The organism is Methylocystis sp. NC52PC, from assembly GCF_055698645.1.
This window is the reverse complement of sequence record NZ_CP170127.1, coordinates 3114833-3135434: the sequence shown is the minus strand read 5'-3', so window position 1 is coordinate 3135434 and position 20602 is coordinate 3114833. Positions and strand designations below refer to the sequence as shown.

Sequence of the window (20602 nt, the reverse complement as noted above, 5' to 3'; positions counted from 1 at the left end):
ACACGCGCGGGCATGCGGCCGAAGTCGCGATGACAGCGCGACTCCACCCGAACTTTTGAGCCCGTCATGGCCGGTTTGACCCGGCCATCCACGAAGCCGGGAGGGAACTCGCCGCGCTGATTGTAAACAGCTCGTTCGCCTCTGTTCGCATTAAGTACTGCGCTTGTTCTGGGCGGTGAAGCTCTTGCCCCGGTAAGTAACGCATTCGAGGCGCAGATCGCCCTTGGGTTCGAAAGCGTCGGGCCGGGGCTTCAATTCGCCGCTCTCGAATTCCAGCCCGAGCATGGCGTAGGCGGCGGAAAGCATGCGGGCGGCGGCGCCCGTGTACCAGTCCCAGCCGCCGCGGCCCTCATAGCCCTCGCCCTCATAGACATCCGCCGGCTGCTGATGCGGGGGCAGGCCGTAGACATCCGCCTCGGCGGGCGTTCTGAGCTTCGAGATCGGCGAGATGGCGATCCAGACCTCGAAGGCCTCGCGGAACAATTCCGTCGCGGCCTGCAGGTCGCCTGCGGCCTGCGCCTGCGCCCCGAGCTTCGCCAGCGCGTCCACGAACCAGGAGACGCCATGCGAATATTGCCCGCCGTTTTCGCGGACGCCCGGCGGATATTCGGCGCTGCGTCCCGGATAGGGATCGGAATGTTCGTTGAAGGGCGGCGTCACGAGCAGCACCCGATTGGAGCGGCCGAGCATCGCAAGCGCCTTCTCGATCGCCTCGCGGCCGCGTGCAGGATCGACGGCGTTGGAGAGCGTCGGCCAATGCGCCGTCATGGCGCTCATCGGCGCGAGCTCGCGGCCGTCGTCGGCGAAGTCGCGCACATAGCGGTCGCCGCGCCAGCATTCGGCGAGCGCCGCGCGCAGTTTCTCGGCCCGCTCTCGATAGCGGTCGGCGCGCGCCTTGTCGCCTTTCGCCTCGAAGATCGGCGCGATGTCGACAAGGACGCCGTGCAGGAAGAAGCCGAGCCAGACGCTCTCTCCCCGCCCTTCGACGCCGACGAGATGCATGCCGTCGTCCCAGTCGCCGGAGCCGACCAGCGGCAGTCCATGCGCGCCGAAGCGGTCGAGCGAATAATCGATCGCGCGGGCGCAATGGCCGAGCAGCGTGTCCTTGTCCCGCGATTTGAGCGGCACGGTCACGTCGCCCTCCTGATCCTTGGGCACCGGATTGGCTTCGAGGAAGGTCTCGACGGCGTCGAGGATGCCGGCGTCGCCCGTGCCCTTCACATAGCGGATCGTCACATACGGCAGCCAGAGATGCGGATCGGACGAATGGGTGCGATCTGCCAGTCCCGTGCCGCCGCTCGCCGAGCGGTGCCACCATTTGGCGGCGTCGCCTTCGAGATATTGATGCCGCGCATGCAGAAGGATCTGCGCGCGAGCGCGTTCCGGCGCGAGATGAATGAGCGGAATGACGTCCTGCAACTGATCGCGATAGCCCGTTGCGCCGGAGCGCTGCGCCGGGCCCGTGCGGCCCCAGAGCCGCGACGCGAGCAATTGATAGGGCAGCCAGTCGTTGACGAGGCGATCGACGTCGGGGCGGTTGGTCTTGATGCGCAGCACCGAGAGCTGATCGTTCCAGGCCTCGACGCTCGCCTCGAGCTGACGCCGCGCAAAAGCGGGGTCGCGCGCCATTTTGGCGAGCCGCTTGGCCTCCTCCATCGTCGTGGTCTGGCCGAGCGCGACGACGACGACCGCCTCCTCGCCGGCCGCCACGTCGATCGCGCCGCAGAAGGCCGCGACCTTGCGCTGGTGCTCCGGCGCGCCAGCGTCGGGATGGCCGTGCTCGACCATGTAAGGCAGATAAGGGTTGCGGCTTTCATGGCCGAGGAATCGGCGCCGCGAGGTCTCGGCGAACTCCGCGTTGATGGAGGTCGAGACGAAGGCCCAGCCGTTGACGAAATGGTTGCGCGGATTGCGGAAGTAGATCGACTGCAGATCGTCGTCGATGACCGATTGTATGTCGCCCAGGCTTTCCGTCGGCGTCTCGGCCAGCACCACTTCCATCGCCGGCACGATCTGCAGGAGCCGCTCGTGCACCGTCTTGTTGCGGATTTTGAGCAGGCGAAACTCGATCGGCTCGGTCGGACTGACGAAGACGGTCATCTCCAGTTCGAGGTGATCGCGCTCGGCGCGGAAGATCGCCGAACCCGGGGCATAGGTCACCTCGTAGCGCGCGTCGCGGCGGCGCAGCGGCACGAAGGTCGGGCTGTGGGCGTCGGCGCGGGCGAGGTCGTAGACGTAAATCATCTGCCCCGCGGGCGACATGCGGCCTTCGCCGAGACGGAACGGCGTGAAGCTGTTCAAGCGCGAATTCACCGAGAAGGAGAAAATGTCCCCGTCATTGGTGAGCACGCAGCCATGCCCCAATTCATTGGCGATGACATGCGCGAAGGGCCGCGGCGTGCCCGGGGCAAGGGTCAGACTGCGGCCGTCCGGAGAGAAGGCGAAGCGATGCTGCTTGGGCGCCGGCGGCATGACCAGCGCGCGTCGCCGCGACAGGGCGCGGTCGAGAATTTCGGGGGCGACGGGCGGAACGCCAAGATGGCGCGCGACCGAGTCGGTGGCGCGCCCCATGTCGCGCGCCCAGCCGTCGATGATGATGAGCTCCGCGCTGCCGTCGGGCGGCAGGTCGATCTCGACGCGGAGGCTGGCGCAAGGCTGGAAGCCGTAGAGCAGGCCCTCGTCGTCGGGGCTGCGCGGCGCGTCGCCGAGCCCGAGGAGACTGTCGGGCGCATTGGTCGGCCCCATGCCGTAGAAGCGCGACTTCACGTCCTCATAGCCGACGATGGTCATTTTGGTGTCGGCTCCCGCGCCGATGGCGTGGAAGCCGACCTCGGGCGACAGCCGGCGATCGACGGTCCGGCGCGCGCCGCCCTTGAGCAGGCGGTTCTGGGCGAAGATCGCGTTCAGCGACTTCACGTACCATGTGCCGATGTGGATGGCGTTGTAGGGCGGATCGCGCACCTCGACGCTCGTTTCGTTGAGCACCCATTCGCGCAGCGAGGCGAGGGTGAGCCTTCGCGGGCGCGCCTCCAGATTGACGATCTTGAGCCGCTTGATTTCGACGGCCTCGTCCGGCGCGAGAGAGACGCGCGATTCAACCGCAAAGCCGTTCTGCTCCGCCATGTAGAAGAGGCAGTTCTCGTCCGCGTCGACGAGCTTGCCGCACGGGACCCCGCAACGGGTCGGCGCGTCGCCGACTGACCACAGCCCGCCGCCCTGCTCCCGCAGAAACAGAAAGCGGCCGCGCGGATGGGCGTGATCCAGAGGCTGGCGCGTGAGATCGATCGCCGGGCCGCCGCGCGCGACGCCCTCGATGCGGATCGCCCCTTGCCCGTCCTCGAACCATTCGCTGGTCATGAGGCCGTTGGTGAGCTTGAGCGGCCGCGAGCCCGGCACGCCGCCGGCGCCGGTGATGCCTTCGATTGGGATTTTCTGGGCCTGCGCCAGACGCCCGAGCAGGAACAGCACGAGGCCGAGCGCGACGAGGCCGGCGTAAGCGAGATAGCCGCCGACGAGATAGGTGTAGGACGGCGGCCGCGTGACGCTCATCTGCTCGGCGGCGCTCCACGCCTTGTCCCATTCGGCGCCCCGCGGGATGTAGAAGGGCAGCAGCAGCGGCGCCCAGGTGCCGAACCGGCGGATGCCCTCGGGAATCGCGCGGCTCACTTGCTCCTTGCCGAGGAAACGCGCCGCCGATTCGTCCGCCGCGTCGCCGCCGACGAAGGAGAGATTGACGAGCGTCGCGACGCGCAGGCCCATGTGATCGAACCAGATCAGCACGCGCAGCACGTCATAGGCGAGAAGCGCCGTGAAAATATCCAGGCTCCAGGCGCGGAAATCGTTGTCCGGCAGGATGTAGCTCATCCATGTCGCGACGCCCGTGCGGATCAGGCCGTCCTGATTGTACCAGGCCGGGTCCGGCGTGGCCTTGAGGAAGGAATAGATGACCGGCGCCATCCACAGGCCCCAGCGCAACACGCGCACCGCATTCTCGATGAGCATGTCCAGCCCTTCCCAGCTTGCGAGCTGACGCAGCGGCTGAAGGCTGCGCTTCACCAACGCGGTGAGGAAGAACAGGTTGATCGAGAACAGCGGCGCGGCGAAGACCCATTGGATCACGCCGGAGAAGGACTCGTTGTAAATGAGGCGCACGCCGCCATCGACGGGACCGAGATTGGTGGCGCCCCACTTCGAGAACAGCGGACGGACGATGTAGTCGTTGATCGGCCTGCCGTCGGCGGCGTAGTCGAGCGAGATATAGGCGAAGAATTTTCGCACCACGGTGCCGAGTTGGTCCGTGTCGAAATACCAGGCGATCGCGCCGGCGACGAGCGCGCCGAGCAGCGCGCCCAGCGTATAGACGCGCCAGCTTCGGAAATGCTGCCGGCGCACGCGCAACAAGGCGTGGAAATCGAAGGCGAGATCGACCCCCGCATAGGCGAGCGCCCCCACGAGGGCGCCGTAAAGGAAACGATTGCTCCCGCTCGCCGCCGGCAGATCGAGCATCAGCGCAATGCCGACCGCCGCGCCTGCGACGGCGCCGCGGGCGTAATTGGCCGGGCGCACATAGGCTTCCTCGACCCGGCCGCTGAACGGCGGCGTCGAATCGGTGCTTTCGACGATGGCGCGCGCCAGCGGATAGGTCAGCGCGCCGATGATCGCCGCGCTGAGCGGGGCCGAAAGCACGACGAACGACGCCGCGGCGGGCGAGGAAACGACGAGGCCGACCGCCAGCAGCAGCGCCATGAAGACGAAGCCATAGACCGCGCCCTTCTCGGCGCCCGTTTTCCAGTCGTGATAAACCACGATGGAAAGCGAGGGCGTCGCGCGAAAAAGGCCCGCGATCGCCTGGGTCACCAGATAGGTTTGTCCCCAAAGGCCCGCCTGCGCCAACGCCGTCAGGAAAGCTGCGGCGAGGGCGGCGATCGGGGCCGGCAGATAGGGCGTGACGAAGACCGGCGCGGCGGAGGCGATGAAAGGCGTGAGCGTCGCGAAGAAGGCCGAGACGAACAGCATGCCATGCGGGCGCCATTGCCGCGGCAGGAAGCGCCCGAGCGCCAGCGGCACGCCGATGACCACGGCTTCATTGAGCAGGAAGAGGATGAGCGTGCGCCCGGCGATCTTCGCGACAAAATCGGGCGCCGGCAGGCCCAGGAACAACGCAGCGCCGATCTGAGTGACCGGCGGCGAGCCGAGCGCGACCAGCAGACTGAACAGGAAGGGCGTGAGGAAAAGCGCGACGCGCAGCGGCATGCGCGAGCGCGCCGTGAGGACGAGGACGCCCGCGATATAGAGGATGGTCGCCGTTCCGGCGCCGACCGGCGAGAAGCGGAACAGTTGCTCGATCGTCTCGGGCGCGCGCCACAAAACCCAGGAGCGGTCGCAGAGCGCCGCGAAGACGCCGACGGCGGCGAAATCGACGGCAAAATTCACCGATTGGCGGCCGCTCTCGCTCGAAGGGCGCAAGAGATAGAGCGCCGCGCCGGCGAAAAAGCCAGCGACCAGAATATGCTCGGGGCCGCCCGAAGCCTCCAGCGCCGCGACCGCCGCGAAGACGAGACCAAAAAGGATGCGCTCGAAGAGCGCGCCGCCGGCATCCGATTCGGCTTGCGCAGCCATAGGGGGTCCTCCGGGCGTCCGTTTCGCCGGCGCCATTTTTCGTTCCTGCCGGAATCGCCGGCAGCCTAGCTGATTCCCTAGCCTTGGCGTGGGGGAAAAGTAAGACCCCCGGCAAGGCTTTGTCCTTGCCGAGCTTCGCATCCGGGACCTGTACCGGTATAGTAACGAAAGCGTTAATTCCGCGCGCCGTCCGAGGGCGAAGCGAGTGAGCGACATGGAAGAGCCTGTGCCCGCCCCGACCGATGGCCCCCGCCCGTCCCTGCTGAGAAAGGCTGCGAGCGAGCGCCTCTCGGTCGCCGCCGCGGCCGAGGAAGTTTCCGGCCGGCACGACCCCGCCAAGGCTGCGCCCGAGCAGCGCATGGCCAACCTCACCGTGGCGCTGCGCCGCGCCCGCATCGAGAATGCCGAACATTCGGCCGCCCTCGCCGATTTGCGCGCGGCCGAAATCGTCAGGCTGGAACTCCTCGCCGACGCCCTCGCGCCAGTCCTCGCGCAAATTCCCCCAGACGTCGACATATTCGACGTCGCCGTCTCGCCGGGCGAAAGACCGCGGCTCTTTCTCGACCAGATCGGTTTCGTCGAGATGGACCGCGACCGGCGCACCTATCGCTTCCTGCAGGACACGCGGCATGGCCGCATCACGCTGTGCGAAAGCGCCGATATCGATGAGATCGTCGACGCCGCCACCCATTACATCGCCCATCGTCTGATCGAGCGCGAAAAGGCGCTGGCGATCGATTACGCCAGCGGCGGCGCCGCCAAGGTCGTGCGCGAGGCGGCCCCGGAGAAGAAGACCGTCCCCACCCACGACAAGGCGTTTGCGGCTTTCCTGTTCGTCATCGAATTTTTGGGCTCGGCGGCTTTTTTCGGGCTGCTGGCGATCATCGGTCTGTGGGCCTACCGGACTTATTTTCCGGCCTGACCCAGTTCCTCGGCGCCTGCTTCGACGACCTCGCCCGCCTCGTTGAGGACGCGGCGACGCAAAGTGACGCGCGCCCCCTCGCCGGCGCCCTCGATGGCGTAGAGGTTATATTCCGCCGCCGGATAATGGCCGCCGGGGCGCGCCGAAGCGGAGGCGACGCCGACGACGGGCGTCTGACCCTGCCGCCCATCGATATAGGCGACGCTCGGCTTGTGGTTATGGCCATGCACGACCAGCTCCGCGCCGTGTCGCGCGATGACCGCCTCGAAGGCGGCCGCGTCGTCGAGACCGCGCAGCACGCGCGCGCCGCCGACATGCGGCGGATGATGCAGGAAAACGACCCGCGCCAGCCCCTCGGCTTTCGTCTGATCGAGCAGCCGGCCGAGCGCCGCAAGCTGAGTCTCGCCGAGCCGGCCGGAAGCCACGAAGGGCGCAGTGGGCACGCCCGAATCGAGGCCGATCAGCGCCACGCCGGCGCGCCGGCGCAGGAAGGGAAAGCCCGCCGCCCCGGTCTCGCCCACGGTCCAGGGCTCGAAGACCTCGTGCACGAGCTTCGTCGCATCGGCCACATAGGCGTCGTGATTGCCTGGCGTGAAGCTCACCGCCTCGGAGCCCCCGAGCGTGGCGAGCCAGTCCTTGGCGAGCGCAATCTCGGCCGGCAGGCCGATATTGACGATGTCGCCCGTCATGAGCACATGGTCCGGCCGCTGCGCCTGCATGTCCGAGACGAGCGTTGCCAGCACCCCCATGTCGTGCTGGCCGGCGCGCTTGTAGAGCCAGTTGACATAGCCGGTGACGCGCTTGCCGAGCAATTCGGCGAGATTGGGCCGCGGGATCGGACCGATATGCGCGTCGGAGAGATGGGCGAGGAGAAAGCTCAAGGATCGTCCTTCGTTGGCGAGATAGTCCTAGAGCCTTCGCGCGCCATTTGCCATAGTCGCGATTGTGAGAGAGGAGCCTTCCGTGACGACGACGCTGCAAAAGCCGCGCGCGGCGCATGCCGTCCACAGGAAGATCGTCTCGAAACTCATCACCTTGGGCGGCCTCTTCAACCGCGCCATGACGCTCGGCGTTCGCGGCCTCGTGATCGACGCGGAAGAGCGCGTGCTGCTCGTGCGCCACACGTACGTCCCGGGCTTCTATCTGCCGGGCGGCGGCGTCGAGCGCGGCGAGACGATGCTTCAGGCCCTCGCCCGCGAACTTCAGGAGGAAGGCGGCGTGCATCTTTTGGGCGCGCCGGCGCTTCACGGCGTCTATCTCAACCGCCGCGTCTCGGCCCGCGACCATGTCGCGCTCTATGTCGTGCGCCACTTCCATCACGAGGGTCCGCGCGCCCCGGACCGCGAGATTGCCGAGGCCGCCTTCTTCCCGCTCGCCGCTCTGCCGCCGGACGCGACCCCGGCGACGCGCGCCCGCATTGCCGAGGTTCTGGATGGCGAGCCCGTCTCGCCTTATTGGTGAGCTGTAACTTTTCCGAGGACTTTCCGATGAAGCTCTATCTCGCCGCGCTCGCTTTGACGCTGGCCGGCGGCGCGGCGTGGGCGCAAAGCGACGCCCACCATATGCTCGACGCGATCTTTCAGCTCTTCGACGAGGACCGCGACGGCGTCATCACCGCCGCCGAAGCCAATCGCGTCATCGACAGGACCTTCGCCGAGATGGACCCGAAAAAGACCGGCGCCATCAAGCCCGAGGCGTGGATGCGCTTCAGCTTCGGCCTCGCCGATCTCGCCGCGGATCAGGGCCGCTCGGACGCCTATGACAAGGCCAAATACGAAATCTTCAAACGCTGGGACCGCCGCCACGCGGGCGCCTTGACCCTCGAGGACTATCGCGCCGGCGTGCTCGGCGACGCGCGCAAGGGCATGGCCGGCAAGCCCAAGGAAGGCGAGGAGCTGAAAATCGACCTTGCCGCCTTCAAGCGGGCGCCTTTCATGCGCCGGCTTCTGAAGAGCCTCCACTGAAAGCGAGCGGGCGCAAATCCCTCCAACCATACGCCATATCCGCCAAAACGAGCCCGTAAATCTCCCACACGCCCTCGACGCCCGTCGGCGTGGCGCCATGCGCCTCGTAAAAGCGCCGCGCATGGGCGGCGTCCCGGAAGACCCAGAGCCCGGCGCTGTTGAAGCCTTGCGCGAGAAGATGCTCCGCCATGGCGCCGAGCAGCCGCCGCCCCGCCCCGCGCCGCTGGATCCTGCGCAACAGATAGAGCGACGTGATCTCCCCCGAGAACCCCAGCGGCAGCAGCTTCTCGGAGCGCTGGCGCCGGCAATAGCCGAAACCCGCGGCGTCGCCGGTTTCATCCAGCGCCAGAAAGGTCGCCGCTGCCGGATCGTCGTCGGAGAGATATCCGCGCCAGCGTTCGGTCCATTCCGCTTCGTCGAGCGCGGCGAGAGTCTCGGCCGGCATCATCTGCGCATAGGTTTCGCGCCAGCTCGCGATATGGATTTGCGCAATGGCCCGCGCATCCTCGACCCCTGCCCGTCTGATCCCGATCGTCATGCGGGAGAGCTTGGCGCCGCGCGCCGGCAAGTTCAATGCGCCAAGGTTTTGCCCTCTGCGCCGCGCGTGTTATGGGCTCGCTCAGGCTCATGATCGACCTTGTCATCAAATTCTTCCCCATGACCGCCGCCGACGAGGCGCAGATCGAGAAACTCGACGAGCGCGCCTTCGGCCCCGGTCGCTACGCCCGCACCGCCTATCGGCTGCGCGAGGGCGTCGCGCCCGATCTGTCCTTGTCCTTCGTGGCGCGCGTCGGCACGCTGCTCGTCGGCGCCAACCGCATGACGGGCGTTCTCATCGGATCGACGCCCGCGATGCTGCTCGGTCCGCTCACGGTCGAACCCGCTTTTCGCTCGCAGGGGGTGGGCGAGAAGCTCGTCAATCATTCGCTGGAGGCCGCCCGCACGGCGGGCCACGGGCTGGTGCTCCTCGTCGGCGATCTCGATTATTATGCGCGGCTCGGCTTCGACCGCGTGCCGCGCGGCAAGATCACCATGCCGGGGCCGGTCGATCCGGATCGAATCCTTTATTGCGAATTGCGGCCCGGCGCCTTCGAGGCCGCGAGCGGCCAGATGCGGCGCGCGTGATCATGACGCGCCCCCTCGTCGAGCGCTACGACGCTCTCGTTATCGAACGCGGCCTCCACCCCGACGCCTCGCAACGCGCCGCGGTGAAGAAGCTGCAGGCGCTCGTCGACGCGCTCGCCAAAGGCCAGGCGCCGAGCGCGCCGCTGCCGCGCGTGCTGCGCGCCTTTTTCTGGCAGGAGGAGCGGCCGCGCGGCCTCTATCTCTGGGGACCGGTCGGTCGCGGCAAGACCATGTTGATGAACCTCTTCTTCGACATGGCGCCTGTAGAGAAGAAGCGCCGCGCGCATTTCCATGGCTTCATGGCCGACGTGCACGAAAGACTGCACCGGATGCGCAGGCAGTCGGCCGCCGGGCTCGCCGATCCGGTGACGCGCGTCGCAACCGAGATCGCCCATGAAACGCAGCTTCTCTGCTTCGACGAATTCGCAGTCACCGACATCGCCGACGCAACCATTCTCGCGCGGCTGTTCACGACGCTCTTTGCTGAAAATGTCGTGGTGGTCGCGACGTCCAATGTCGAACCGTCGCGGCTCTATGACGGCGGCCGCAACCGCGATCTCTTCCTGCCCTTCATCGCGCTGTTGCAGGAGCGCATGGACGTGCTGCGCCTCGCCGCGCCGATCGACTATCGGGGTCGGCAAGATTGCGCTGGCGAGGTTTATTTCACGCCCTCCGACGAGCGCGCCCATGCGGCGATGGACGCGCTGTTTCTCTCGCTCACCGGCGCAAAACGCGGCGCGCCGGCCACGCTGGAACTGAAGCGGCGCGCCGTCTTCGTCCCGCAGACAGCGGGCCGCGTGGCGCGTCTGGGCTTCGACGATCTTTGCGGCCGTCCGCTCGCCGCCTCGGATTATCTCGCGCTGGCGCAACGCTTCGACGCCATCATGCTCGATGACGTGCCGATCCTCGCGCCCGAGCAGCGCAACGAGGCGCGCCGGCTGATCATGCTCATCGACGTGCTCTACGAGGCGCATGCGCTGCTCGCCATTTCGGCGGCGGCGGAGCCCGAATGCCTCTACGAGGCGCCCGAAGGCCCGGAGGCGCGGGAATTCCAGCGCGCGGCGTCGCGGCTCGCTGAAATGCGCTCCCGCTATTACCTCGAACGCTGCGCCGCCGGCAAAGCGCTGGCGACGTAGCGCCCACTCCCCGAGCGGCTTACGGCTTCGACATGCACTCCTTGATGTCGCTTTCCTTTTTCATCTGCTCGAAGCGGTCTGTGCAATAGCGCTCGAGGTCCGGCCTGAGCTTGGGATCTCCTGCTGCGGCGCGCATGCCCATGGCGCCGTCGAGCAATTCCTTCTGCGCGGCGTGGACCTGTTTGGGCGAAAGCAGCGAAGAGCAGGCCTCGTAGCGCTTCAGCAGCGCGTCGCATTGCGGAATGCCGGTCGGGTCGACGGCGAAGGCGGGCGTGGCGGCAAGGACGAAAAGGCAGGCGAGACGGTATTTCACGGGCGTTTTGTCCCTTGTTGGTTCTTAAGGCTTCGCCGCCTCCTATAGCGCATCCGCGGATAAAATAAGAGGCGGCGGGCCTTTCCTGGGACCCGCCGCCCTGCTCCGAACGTCAGTGTCTCGCGAACGCCGGAGATTCCTTCTCCGGCTCAGAGCCCGGCGAGATAGCTCGTCGGATCGACCGGGGTCGCGCCCTTGCGCAGTTCGAAGTGCAATTGCGGGGAGCCGACGTTGCCGCTCTGCCCGGACTTCGCAATCGTCTGGCCGCGCTTCACCGTATCGCCGCGCTTCACCTCCAGCTCGCCATTGTGGGCGTAGGCGGTGACATAGCCGTTGGGGTGACGGATCAGCACCAGATTGCCATAGCCCTTGAGCTCGCTGCCAGCGTAGGCGACCTGCCCACCCTCGGCGGCCTTGACCGGCGTGCCTTCGGGCACGGCGATGTTGATGCCGTCGTTGCCGCCGGTCGAGAAACCCTGAATGATGCGGCCGCGCGCCGGCCAGCGGAATTCGGGGCGATCGGGATCGGACGTCGAGACCTTGGTCGCCTCTTCGGCCGCCGGCGGGACAGAGGCGGTGGTCGTCGTCTTGTCGATGGAGCGCGCCGCGGGAGCGGCCTCGGCCGGCTTCTCGGCGGCGGCGACCTTTGCCGACTTCTCGGCCGCGGCGACCTTGGCCTGCTTCTCTGTGGCCGCGACCTTGGCCTGCTTCTCGGCCTGCGCCGCGGCGGCGGCTTCCTCGGCCTTCGCCTGGCGCTCGGCTTTGGCGGCCTTGGCGGCCTCGGCCTCGGCGAGCTTGGCTTCCTTCGCGGCCTTCGCGGCTTCGGCCTTCGCCACGGCGTCAGCCTTCGACTTCGCGGCCTCGACCTTGGCCAGCTTGGCCTTTTCGGCGGCGAGCTTCGCATCGGCGGCCTTGGCCTCGGCGGCCTTCTTGGCCTCCGCCTGCCTGGCTTCCGCAAGCTTCTTCGCCTCGGCGGCCTTGTCGGCGGCGGCCTTGTCGGCCTCGGCCTTCTTGGCGCGCTTGGTCTCCTGCTCCTTGGCGAGCGCCTCGGCCTTCTTCGCCTTGAGCTCTTCCTCACGGGCGAGCTTCGCCTCGCGCTCCGCCTTAGCCTTCGCAGCCGCTTCTACCTTGGGATCGGGTTTCACGACGGGTTTCGCGGCGGCGACAGCTTTGGCCTCGGCGGCCCTGGCTGGCGCGACCGGCGCGGGGGCCGCCGACGCGACGGCGCCCGCGCGATAGACCGGGATGATGAGACGGGCGCCCGGCTGCACCTGGGCGGCGTTGCTGTAGCCATTCGCGCGCAGCAGAGCGTCGGCGGGCACGCCGTAACGGGTCGCGAGCATGGCGGCCGTCTCGCCCGCGGCGACGGTGACGGGCGTGCCGCCGTCGGCGGTCCAATGCGAAGCCCCGGCGCCGCCGGTCGCTGCGGCCGGAGCGGAAGCGACGGGCGCGGGCGTGCGGGGCGCGGCCTGAGCGACGGGGGCCGGCGCCGTCGCGCCCGGCAGCGGGCGGGATTCGACGCGGCCCGGCAGATTGGAAGGCTCCGGCGTCGCCGTGGCGGCGATAGAGCCGGTCGGCGCACGATCGACGCCGCGGGCGATCTTTGGCGCTGAGCCCGAGGAAAACGGATCGGAGAATGGATCGGAAAAGCGCGAGGCGTCGGAACAACCCGCCATCAGAGCGGCCGCTCCCGCAGCCATCATGAGCCGCACTGCGACTCGCGAAAAAGCAATATGACGCTCGATAAGCATGACGCGACCCACTCGCACGCAACTTCAACACGCATGTTGTAGGCGATGGCCGGTTAAGGGAGCGTTTAAGATGAATCGTCCGCTTCGCGTTTTCGCGGCGCTGTCGGCAATTGAGCAACCATGCGTTTACAATGATTTCGCAAGGCCAAACGCTGCAACGCCAAGGCTGTGCGGCCCTAAATCGGTTTCGTGCAAGGCGCCGCGTTCATTGTAATCTAGCTTAATCAACCGTTGACGCGGACGCTTCTCGCCTGCCTTTTTCTCGCTCAAAACGTAAACGAGCGTCCCGTCGGGCGCGAGGCGGCTGAGAAGGTCTTTGGGCGGCGCGGCAAGCGCGGCCTGCAGAAGGATGCGGTCGAAGACGCCGAGCTCGGGATCTGGCGAAAGCCCATCGGCCTGGATCACCCGCACATTGTCGACGCCGAGCCCCTCGAGGCGTCGCGCCGCCTCGATGGCGAGCGTCGCGAAACGTTCGAGCGACACGACTTCCTTCGCCAGCCGGCCGAGAATCGCCGTCCCGTAGCCGGAGCCCGTCCCGATTTCCAACACACGATGGCCCCGCCCAACGTGCAGCGCCTCGATGCGCCGGGCCATTCCCGCAGGGCGCGACATGGTCTGCCCGCAACCCAGCGGCAGAGAGATGTTGCGATTGGCGAGATCGCGATAGCGATACGGCACGAAGTCTTCGCGCGCCACAGCCTCGATCGCGCGCATGACCGAAATGTCCCGCACGCCGGCCCGGCGCACCGCGAGGAGCAGCGCGGCGCGCTCCTCGACGCCGCCGCCGGCCGCCTCGTGATCGCTCACGACTCGGCCTCGAAAGCGGCGGCGAGCCGAGTCACCGAGGGATGGTCGGTGAGATCGAGCTGCAAGGGCGTGATCGAGATCTTGTGTTCGTCGACCGCCAGCAGATCCGTCCCCGGCCCGGGCGTGAAATTGCCGCGCTGGAAGGAAATCCAGTGATAGGGATTGCCGCGACCGTCTTTCCGGTCCTCGATTCTCATCAAATCGTTGCTGCGCCGGCCCTGCATGGTGACGGCGACGCCTTTGACCTCCTGCGGCGCGCAATTGGGGAAGTTGACGTTCATCAGCACGTTGCGCGGAATGCCAACGTCGAGAAGCTTTCGCACGACGGCGACGCCATGCGCCTCGGCGCATTCCCAGCGCACCACGCGGCGGCCGGCGAAGAAGTCGTAGACCTGCGACAGCGCGATGGCCGGAATGCCGAGAATCGTCGCCTCCATCGCGCCGGCGATGGTGCCCGAATAGGTGACGTCCTCGGCGATGTTCTGGCCGCTGTTGACCCCGGAAATGACGAGGTCCGGCGGATGGTCGAGCATGATCTTGCGCACGCCCATGATGACGCAATCCGTCGGCGTCCCTTTCAAGGCGAAATGACGCGGGGAGATTTCTCGCAGCCGCAGGGGATCGTTGAGCGAGAGCGAGTGCGCCACGCCCGACTGCTCGAACTCTGGCGCGATGACGAAGATGTCGTCCGTGAGCTGGCGCGCAATCCGCTCCGCGACGGCGAGGCCCTCGGCGTGGATGCCGTCGTCATTGGTGAGGAGAATGCGCATCAGGCTGATACCTCCGGCAGAGCGCCGCGGAGCGACATTGGGAGGCGGTCTTTCTGCACCGATTCGGCGACAGACCCCCAACGGCGCCCTACATCGGTTGGGGCGCTGGGCGATGCGGAGGGAGCTTGGAATGCCTTCAAACCTTACGCCTCTGTTCGTTGCTGCGGCGCTCGCCGCTTCGATCGGCGCCGCCGGGGCCTATCCCGCCACCGTCTCGGCCGCGATGCCCATGCATGCGCTTCCGTCGAGCGGCAGCCCGGTCGTCGCCGTCATCCCCGCTTCCGCGCCCATCGACGCCAACTCCTGCCGCTCCTGGTGCCGGGTCTCATATGGCGGCCTGGTGGGCTATGTCCAAGCGCCCTTCGTGGTCGCAGGGACGCCCGCGCCGGGTCATTACGGGTCCAGCCTGCCCTATTGACGCCTTGCGGCGACGGCGCACGTCAGGGCCGGGCCGCGCCGACGCCGGCCCTGAACGGCCGCTCACCGCGCTGTTGGCGCAATGTGGGTGAGGCCGCTCATATACGGCCGCAACACGAGCGGCACCGTCACCGAGCCGTCCGCCTCCTGGTAATTTTCCAGGACGGCGACCAGGGCGCGGCCGACGGCGACGCCGGAGCCGTTGAGCGTATGCACATGGCGCGGCTTGCCGTCGGCGTCGCGATACCGCGCGCCCATGCGCCGCGCCTGGAAATCGCCGCAGACCGAGCAGGATGAAATTTCGCGATATTTGCCCTGCCCCGGCAGCCACACTTCGAGATCATAGGTTTTCTGCGAGGCGAAGCCCATGTCGCCCGTGCAGAGCGCGACCTTGCGGTAGGGCAGCTCCAGCGCCTGCAAGACCTTCTCGGCGCAGCCGGTCATGCGCTCATGCTCCTCGAGCGACTGCTCGGGGGTCGTGATCGAGACGAGCTCCACCTTGTAGAACTGATGCTGGCGGATCATGCCGCGCGTATCCTTGCCAGCGGCGCCCGCTTCGGCGCGGAAGCAATAAGTGCCGGCGGTCATGCGCATCGGCAGCTGCGCCTCGTCGAGAATCGACTCGCGCACGAGATTGGTGAGCGGCACTTCGGCCGTGGGGATGAGCCAATAATCGGCTGTCGGCACGAGCGCTTCGCTCGCGTCGGGCTGGCCCGTCGCCACCTGGCGGCCAGCCGTCACCGAGAACTGGTCCTCGCGAAACTTGGGCAGTTGCGCCGTGCCGAACATGGCGTCGTCGCGCACGAGCAACGGCGGCGCGACCTCGACATAGCCATGATCGTTCGTGTGCAGATCGAGCATGAATTGCGCCAAAGCGCGTTCGAGCCGCGCGAGCGGCCCCTTGTTGACGACGAAGCGCGCGCCCGAAAGCTTGGCGGCCGTTTCGAAGTCCATCAGTCCGAGCCCTTCGCCGATCTCGAAATGCTCTTTCGGCGTGAAGTCGAAGGCGCGCGGCGTGCCCCAGCGCGTCACTTCGACATTGTCGTTTTCGTCCTTGCCGTCGGGAACGCTGTCGAGCGGCGTATTGGGGATGCTGGCGAGCGCCGCGTCGAGCTCGGCGATGGCGTAGCGCTCCGACTCTTCAAGCTGGGGCCACGTCTCCTTGATTTGCGCGACCTCCGCCTTCAGCGCTTCGGCTTTGGCGCTGTCGCCCGCCTTCATCGCGGCGCCGATCTCCTTGGAGGCGGCGTTGCGGCGCTCCTGCGCCTTCTGCAATTCGGCGATCGCCGCGCGGCGGGCGTCGTCGAAGGCGAAGAGCTGCGCCGAAATCGGGTCCAGCCCGCGCCGCGCGCGGCCGCGGTCGAAGGTCTCGGCGTTGTCGCGAATCCATTTGATGTCGTACATGTCGGGCCACCGGCGCTCGAAGTCGAAAGGTCAATGCGTCATGCCGGCCTTGCGCCGGGCATCCACGCTGCGCCGCGAAGGCGGCATTCCGAGAGAGCGCCGCAGCATCTCGACGTGGGTGGCCGGGACAAGCCCGGCCATGACGGCGGGGCGTTCGGGCGCCTTTGTCTCGCAGCCGCGAAGGGGGGTCAAGCGGGCGCGTTGTCGCCGCGGCTGATGGTGAAGCGCCGCACGCCGCTGACAAGATTGCCGCCGCGTCTCGGCGTAGGCGGCCGGGACAAGCCCGGCCAGGACGCCGGGGCTACTCCTGCGTCGCCGCGGCCGCCGCCGCCCGCTTCTTCTCGACCAGCCGCACCGAATAGATCGACGCCTCGTAGAGCAGCATGCCCGGCAGCGCGAGCGCAAGCTGGGAAAAGACATCGGGCGGCGTCAGAATTGCCGCGACGACGAAGACAATGACGATCGCATAGCGCCGTTTTTCGGCGAGAAACTGCGACGAAACGATTCCGACGTGACCGAGCAGCGTGAGAATCACCGGCATCTGGAAGACGACGCCGAAAGCCAGCACCAGCGTCATGATCAGCGACAGATATTCGGAGACGCGGGGCAAGAGTTCGATCTGCGCCCGCCCCGGCTCATTGGCCTGCTGCATGCCGATGAAGAAGCGCAGCAGATTGGGCATCACGAGGAAATAGACGACCAGCGCGCCGATCGCGAAGAAGACCGGCGTCGCGAAGAGATAGGGCCGGAAGGCTGCACGCTCGTGGCGATAGAGGCCCGGCGCGACGAAAGCGTAAAGCTGCGAGAAAACGATCGGACAGGAGAGGAAAGCCGCCGCGAACAGCGCGACCTTGATCTGCGTGAAGAAATATTCCTGCGGCGCCGTATAGATCAGCCGCGCCTCCGCCCCCGCCACCTGCGTATAGGGAATGACGAGGATATTGTAGATGTCCTTGGCGAAGAAGAAGGAGAGGATGAACATCGCCAGGAAAGCGAGCAGCGCCTTGATCAGGCGCTCGCGCAATTCCATCAGATGTTCGATGAGCGGCGCCTTGCTGGCCTCGATCTCCGCCTCGTCGGCCTCGTTCATGGCGCGGCCTTCTTTTCGGATTCGCCCCCAACCTCTACGCCCGCCCCACTGGCGCCCTCATGAGGAGCGACCGCAGGTCGCGTCTCGAAGGATGCGGCCGGAGGGGCGTCGCCTTGCGCTTCCTTCGAGACGCCGCTACGCGGCTCCTCAGGATGAGGCTTCGAGACACCGCTGTGCAGATCCTCAGGATGAGGCTTCCCGCCCTCCTCGACCGCCTGCGTGATCTGCTTGCGCGCCTCGGTCAACGGATCGAAGGCGCCATCGAGCTTCACGCTGCTCATGATGTTGCGGTTGGTCTCGTCGAATTCCTTCTTGAGATCGGCGATTTCGGCCTCGCGCAGGGCGTCCATCAGCTGGCCCTGAAATTCAGCCGCCATGCGGCGCATGCGTCCCGTCGCCTGTCCGAGGGTGCGCAACACGCGCGGCAGATCCTTGGAGGGAATCGCGATGAGCGCGACAATGCCGATGACGATGAGTTTGCCGGCGTCGAAGTCGAACATTTCTCAATCCGGGACTGGGCGTGGCGCCGAGCCCATTCCTCCGTCTCCGGAGAGGGCCCGGCTGAGGGGAAGGCCGCTCGCGCTTCCGCCGCCCTCTTAGACCTTGTTGCCGTCCGGCGACTTGTCGGCCTCGATGGCGCGGCGCTCGACTGTCGTGTCAACTGGCTTCGCGGCCTCGGCCGTGTCGTCCTCGGCCATGCCCTTCTTGAAAGCCTTGATGCCCTTGGCGACGTCGCCCATCACGTCCGAGATTTTGAACTTCCCGCCGAACAGGATGAACACTACGCCGCCGACGATGATCCAATGCCAGATCGACAGACCGCCCATGGCGGGAACCTCCGAATGCGTGAAGGGCCGCGCGGCCCGAAGCTGACGGGGAACCTATGCGGCCCGCCACCCAAAAACAAGGCGAGACGACGCCGGCGGCGGCTTTTTCGGCCGATCCGCTCGCGCCCGCCTCGTGGGCGGCGTTTAACCGTCGTCGTTGAGCGGTTCGGGGACCTCAGGGGCCTCCGGCTCCTCCGGGAACTCCATTTCGAGGAGCTCAGGGGCCGCATCCTCCAGCGGCTCTTCGTCGTCGCGCAGCGCCGTGTCGTCCGAAGGCTGCGGGACGCCGAAGCCCTTTGGCAGGCGGCCGTCGAAGAGGCCCGCCGACTTGAGCTCGTCGAGGCCCGGCAGATCGCCGATCTGCTCCAGCCCGAAATGCATCAGGAACGCGTCGGTCGTGCCATAGGTGATCGGCCGGCCGGGCGCCTTGCGGCGGCCGCGCAAGCGGATCCAGCCGGTCTCCAGCAGCGTGTCGAGCGTGCCCTTGGAGATGGCGACGCCACGGATTTCCTCGATTTCGGCGCGAGTCGTCGGCTGGTGATAGGCGATGATGGCCAGCGTCTCCAGGGCGGCGCGGGAGAGTTTCTTTTCCTCCACCTGCTCGCGGGCCAGAATCCAGTTGAGGTCAGTCGCCGTGCGAAAAAACCATTTCTTGCCGACGCGAGAGAGGTTGACGCCGCGGCCGGCGTAATGGGCGCGCAGGCGCTCGAGCGTCTGCTCGAGGCTGACGCCCTCGGCGATGCGGCGGGCCATCTCCGATTCGTCCAGCGGCTCGGCCGCGGCGAACAGCATCGCTTCGACGATTCGCTCAGCCTCGCGCAGCGCAACCTCGTTGCGCGCCAGCGCCTCGTCGCTGTTGACGTCGAAGAGTTCAACTTTTTCCGCGGGCTGCGCCAATGCGCGTCCTCCTGGTTAGAGCGCGGGGCCCGCCGCCGGCTCCGCCTGCGGCGCACGGCGGCGCACCCACAGCGGCGCGAAGGGCCGGTCCTGGCGAATGTCGAAATACCCCTCCCGCACCATCTCGAGCGAGGCCGAGAAGGAAGAGGCCCGAACCGTCCGCGCCGTCTGCATGTCAACGCAATATTGCAGCAGAAAATCGTCGAGAACGGTCCATTCGGCGGCGACGCCGGCGAGACGCTCCAGCGCCTCGCGCGCTTCGGCCAGCGACCAGACGGCGCGCTGTTTGAGCACGACACGCGACACGGCCGTCTTCTGCCGCTGCCGCGCATAGGCCGAGAGAAGATCGAAGAGGCTCGCCTGATAATTGGCTTGCGAGACGGTCTCCAGCCCCTCCGGCCCGCCCCGCAGGAACATGTCGCGGCCGAGTTGGGCGCGCTGGGTGAGCTTGTCGGCGGCGAGGCGAATGAGCTCCAGCCGGCGCAACCGCTCGGCCAGCGCCGCCGCGAGATCGGCGGCCGAGGGCTCGTCGCCGGTCTTGGGCTGTTCGGGCAGCAGCAGCCGCGATTTGAGAAAGGCGAGCCAGGCCGCCATGACGAGATAATCGGCGGCAAGCTCAAGCCGGACGCGGCGCGCGGCCTCGATGAAGGCGAGATATTGCTCGGCCAGCGCCAGAATGGAGATACGGGCGAGATCGACCTTCTGGCGCCGCGCCAGCTCCAGAAGCAAATCGAGCGGCCCCTCGAATCCGTCGACGTCGACGAGAAAAGCCTCGCTTTCCGCGCGCGGTTCGTCGGACAGATCGAAGGAGAGTTCCTGGGCCATTGATTCTCCGGCGACTTGGGCAGTTTACCATTTATTCGCCCTGCCGGATCGGAGATTGTGCGGTTTACAGCGGGCCCGCAAGCGCCGCGTGGCCATTGGACGCTTCATCCACAAGATAGAGGGGTGGAAAACCGCGTCTGCTACTCTCCGTAGAGGTCGCTGAGCGAAATCTCCAGGCCCGGCGGATCGAGAACAATCGAGCCGTCGCGGATGATCTTCGTCAGGATTGTCGTCCCCTGCCCGCGTGCGTGATGGAAGACGAGCCGCGAATCCGGCGAAACGATGAGATAATGGGCCACGCTCGGCAGCTTGAAATAGGCGGCAAGCTTGCGCAGCGCGTCATTTTTGCCGGTCGAGGGCGAGAGCACTTCGACGACAACGACGGGACTCTCGACGAAGATCGCGTCCGAAGGCAGCTCTGGCCCACAATAGACTTGGGCGTCGGGTTCGAAAACCGTATCGGCCTCGATGCGCACAGCCATGCCGTCGGGAAGCGCGTGGCAAGGCAAGCTCTTGGCTCGAATCGCGTTGTGCAGGGCGAGATAGACCCGGCCCTTGATCTTCGCGTGAGCGGCCCGTTCGGACGCCTGGGCGAGAACCTCGCCGCCCACAAGCTCATAGCGTCCGGCCTGCGTCTGTGACCAGGCGAGAAATTCTTCGACGCTCATGCGCGTGTTCGGAAGGGCGGCGGCGGTCATGCAGGAAGGATAGCGCGGCGAGATGAGGCGCGCCATC

General features: G+C 66.9%; 20 protein-coding genes. 6 read left to right on the top strand and 14 right to left on the bottom strand.

The features are described from left to right. Window positions 1-150 precede the first annotated feature (150 nt). A complete protein-coding gene (locus tag ACETII_RS17250) occupies window positions 151-5619 on the bottom strand; it encodes a GH36-type glycosyl hydrolase domain-containing protein (protein WP_472786334.1) in 5469 nt (1822 codons plus the stop codon). 214 nt (window positions 5620-5833) lie between these two features. On the opposite strand from ACETII_RS17250, the gene ACETII_RS17245 reads away from it, so the two are divergent. Beyond that, window positions 5834-6541, top strand: a complete 708-nt coding sequence (locus ACETII_RS17245) for a hypothetical protein (RefSeq protein ID WP_472788183.1) — start codon at window positions 5834-5836, stop codon at window positions 6539-6541. Here ACETII_RS17245 and ACETII_RS17240 read toward each other — a convergent pair. Next, window positions 6526-7422: a metallophosphoesterase family protein gene (locus tag ACETII_RS17240; RefSeq protein ID WP_472786333.1), complete on the bottom strand. Its 897-nt coding sequence runs from the start codon at window positions 7420-7422 to the stop codon at window positions 6526-6528. The two genes, ACETII_RS17245 and ACETII_RS17240, sit on opposite strands and share 16 nt — an antisense overlap. Before the next feature lie 82 nt (window positions 7423-7504). Here ACETII_RS17240 and ACETII_RS17235 point away from each other — a divergent pair, with 82 nt between their 5' ends. Next, a complete protein-coding gene (locus ACETII_RS17235; RefSeq protein ID WP_472786332.1) occupies window positions 7505-8002 on the top strand; it encodes an NUDIX domain-containing protein in 498 nt (165 codons plus the stop codon). A 26-nt stretch (window positions 8003-8028) separates the two neighbouring features. Next, complete coding sequence (locus ACETII_RS17230; RefSeq protein ID WP_472786331.1) at window positions 8029-8505, top strand: hypothetical protein; 477 nt, start codon at window positions 8029-8031, stop codon at window positions 8503-8505. On the opposite strand, the gene ACETII_RS17225 is transcribed toward ACETII_RS17230, so the two are convergent. Continuing rightward, window positions 8474-9073 (bottom strand): GNAT family N-acetyltransferase, encoded by a 600-nt coding sequence (locus ACETII_RS17225; protein WP_472786330.1) that lies wholly within the window; start codon window positions 9071-9073, stop codon window positions 8474-8476. The two genes, ACETII_RS17230 and ACETII_RS17225, sit on opposite strands and share 32 nt — an antisense overlap. Before the next feature lie 59 nt (window positions 9074-9132). On the opposite strand from ACETII_RS17225, the gene ACETII_RS17220 reads away from it, so the two are divergent. Next, window positions 9133-9630, top strand: coding sequence for a GNAT family N-acetyltransferase (locus tag ACETII_RS17220; protein ID WP_363347982.1), 498 nt, complete (start codon window positions 9133-9135; stop codon window positions 9628-9630). 2 nt (window positions 9631-9632) lie between these two features. Next, window positions 9633-10766, top strand: coding sequence for a cell division protein ZapE (gene zapE, locus ACETII_RS17215; protein ID WP_472786329.1), 1134 nt, complete (start codon window positions 9633-9635; stop codon window positions 10764-10766). Between the two features lie 19 nt (window positions 10767-10785). Here zapE and ACETII_RS17210 read toward each other — a convergent pair whose 3' ends face one another. From ACETII_RS17210 to surE, 4 genes are all read right to left on the bottom strand, one after another. Continuing rightward, a complete protein-coding gene (locus tag ACETII_RS17210) occupies window positions 10786-11079 on the bottom strand; it encodes a hypothetical protein (protein ID WP_363347978.1) in 294 nt (97 codons plus the stop codon). A gap of 149 nt (window positions 11080-11228) precedes the next feature. Then, window positions 11229-12755: a peptidoglycan DD-metalloendopeptidase family protein gene (locus ACETII_RS17205; RefSeq protein ID WP_472786328.1), complete on the bottom strand. Its 1527-nt coding sequence runs from the start codon at window positions 12753-12755 to the stop codon at window positions 11229-11231. Between the two features lie 201 nt (window positions 12756-12956). Next, complete coding sequence (locus ACETII_RS17200) at window positions 12957-13637, bottom strand: protein-L-isoaspartate O-methyltransferase family protein (protein WP_472786327.1); 681 nt, start codon at window positions 13635-13637, stop codon at window positions 12957-12959. Further along, on the bottom strand, window positions 13634-14407 hold the full coding sequence (surE, locus tag ACETII_RS17195; RefSeq protein ID WP_363347972.1) for a 5'/3'-nucleotidase SurE: 774 nt from the start codon (window positions 14405-14407) through the stop codon (window positions 13634-13636). Before surE ends, ACETII_RS17200 begins: the two co-directional genes overlap by 4 nt. A 130-nt stretch (window positions 14408-14537) precedes the next feature. Here surE and ACETII_RS17190 point away from each other — a divergent pair, with 130 nt between their 5' ends. After that, complete coding sequence (locus tag ACETII_RS17190; RefSeq protein WP_363347970.1) at window positions 14538-14825, top strand: SH3 domain-containing protein; 288 nt, start codon at window positions 14538-14540, stop codon at window positions 14823-14825. Window positions 14826-14887: 62 nt separating this feature from the next. Here ACETII_RS17190 and serS read toward each other — a convergent pair whose 3' ends face one another. The 7 genes from serS to ACETII_RS17155 form a co-directional block, all read right to left on the bottom strand. Beyond that, entirely contained in the window at window positions 14888-16228 is a 1341-nt protein-coding gene (serS, locus tag ACETII_RS17185) for a serine--tRNA ligase (protein WP_472786326.1), read from the bottom strand. 301 nt (window positions 16229-16529) lie between these two features. After that, window positions 16530-17318 (bottom strand): twin-arginine translocase subunit TatC, encoded by a 789-nt coding sequence (tatC, locus tag ACETII_RS17180; RefSeq protein WP_472786325.1) that lies wholly within the window; start codon window positions 17316-17318, stop codon window positions 16530-16532. Beyond that, window positions 17315-17818: a twin-arginine translocase TatA/TatE family subunit gene (locus ACETII_RS17175; protein WP_472786324.1), complete on the bottom strand. Its 504-nt coding sequence runs from the start codon at window positions 17816-17818 to the stop codon at window positions 17315-17317. Before ACETII_RS17175 ends, tatC begins: the two co-directional genes overlap by 4 nt. 96 nt (window positions 17819-17914) lie before the next feature. Then, window positions 17915-18145: a twin-arginine translocase TatA/TatE family subunit gene (locus tag ACETII_RS17170; protein ID WP_363347962.1), complete on the bottom strand. Its 231-nt coding sequence runs from the start codon at window positions 18143-18145 to the stop codon at window positions 17915-17917. 144 nt (window positions 18146-18289) lie between these two features. Further along, window positions 18290-19042, bottom strand: coding sequence for an SMC-Scp complex subunit ScpB (scpB, locus tag ACETII_RS17165; protein ID WP_472786323.1), 753 nt, complete (start codon window positions 19040-19042; stop codon window positions 18290-18292). Window positions 19043-19057: 15 nt separating this feature from the next. Further along, a complete protein-coding gene (locus tag ACETII_RS17160; RefSeq protein ID WP_363347958.1) occupies window positions 19058-19867 on the bottom strand; it encodes a segregation and condensation protein A in 810 nt (269 codons plus the stop codon). Between the two features lie 140 nt (window positions 19868-20007). Further along, entirely contained in the window at window positions 20008-20601 is a 594-nt protein-coding gene (locus ACETII_RS17155) for a Uma2 family endonuclease (RefSeq protein ID WP_472786322.1), read from the bottom strand. Between the last annotated feature and the right edge of the window lies 1 nt (window position 20602).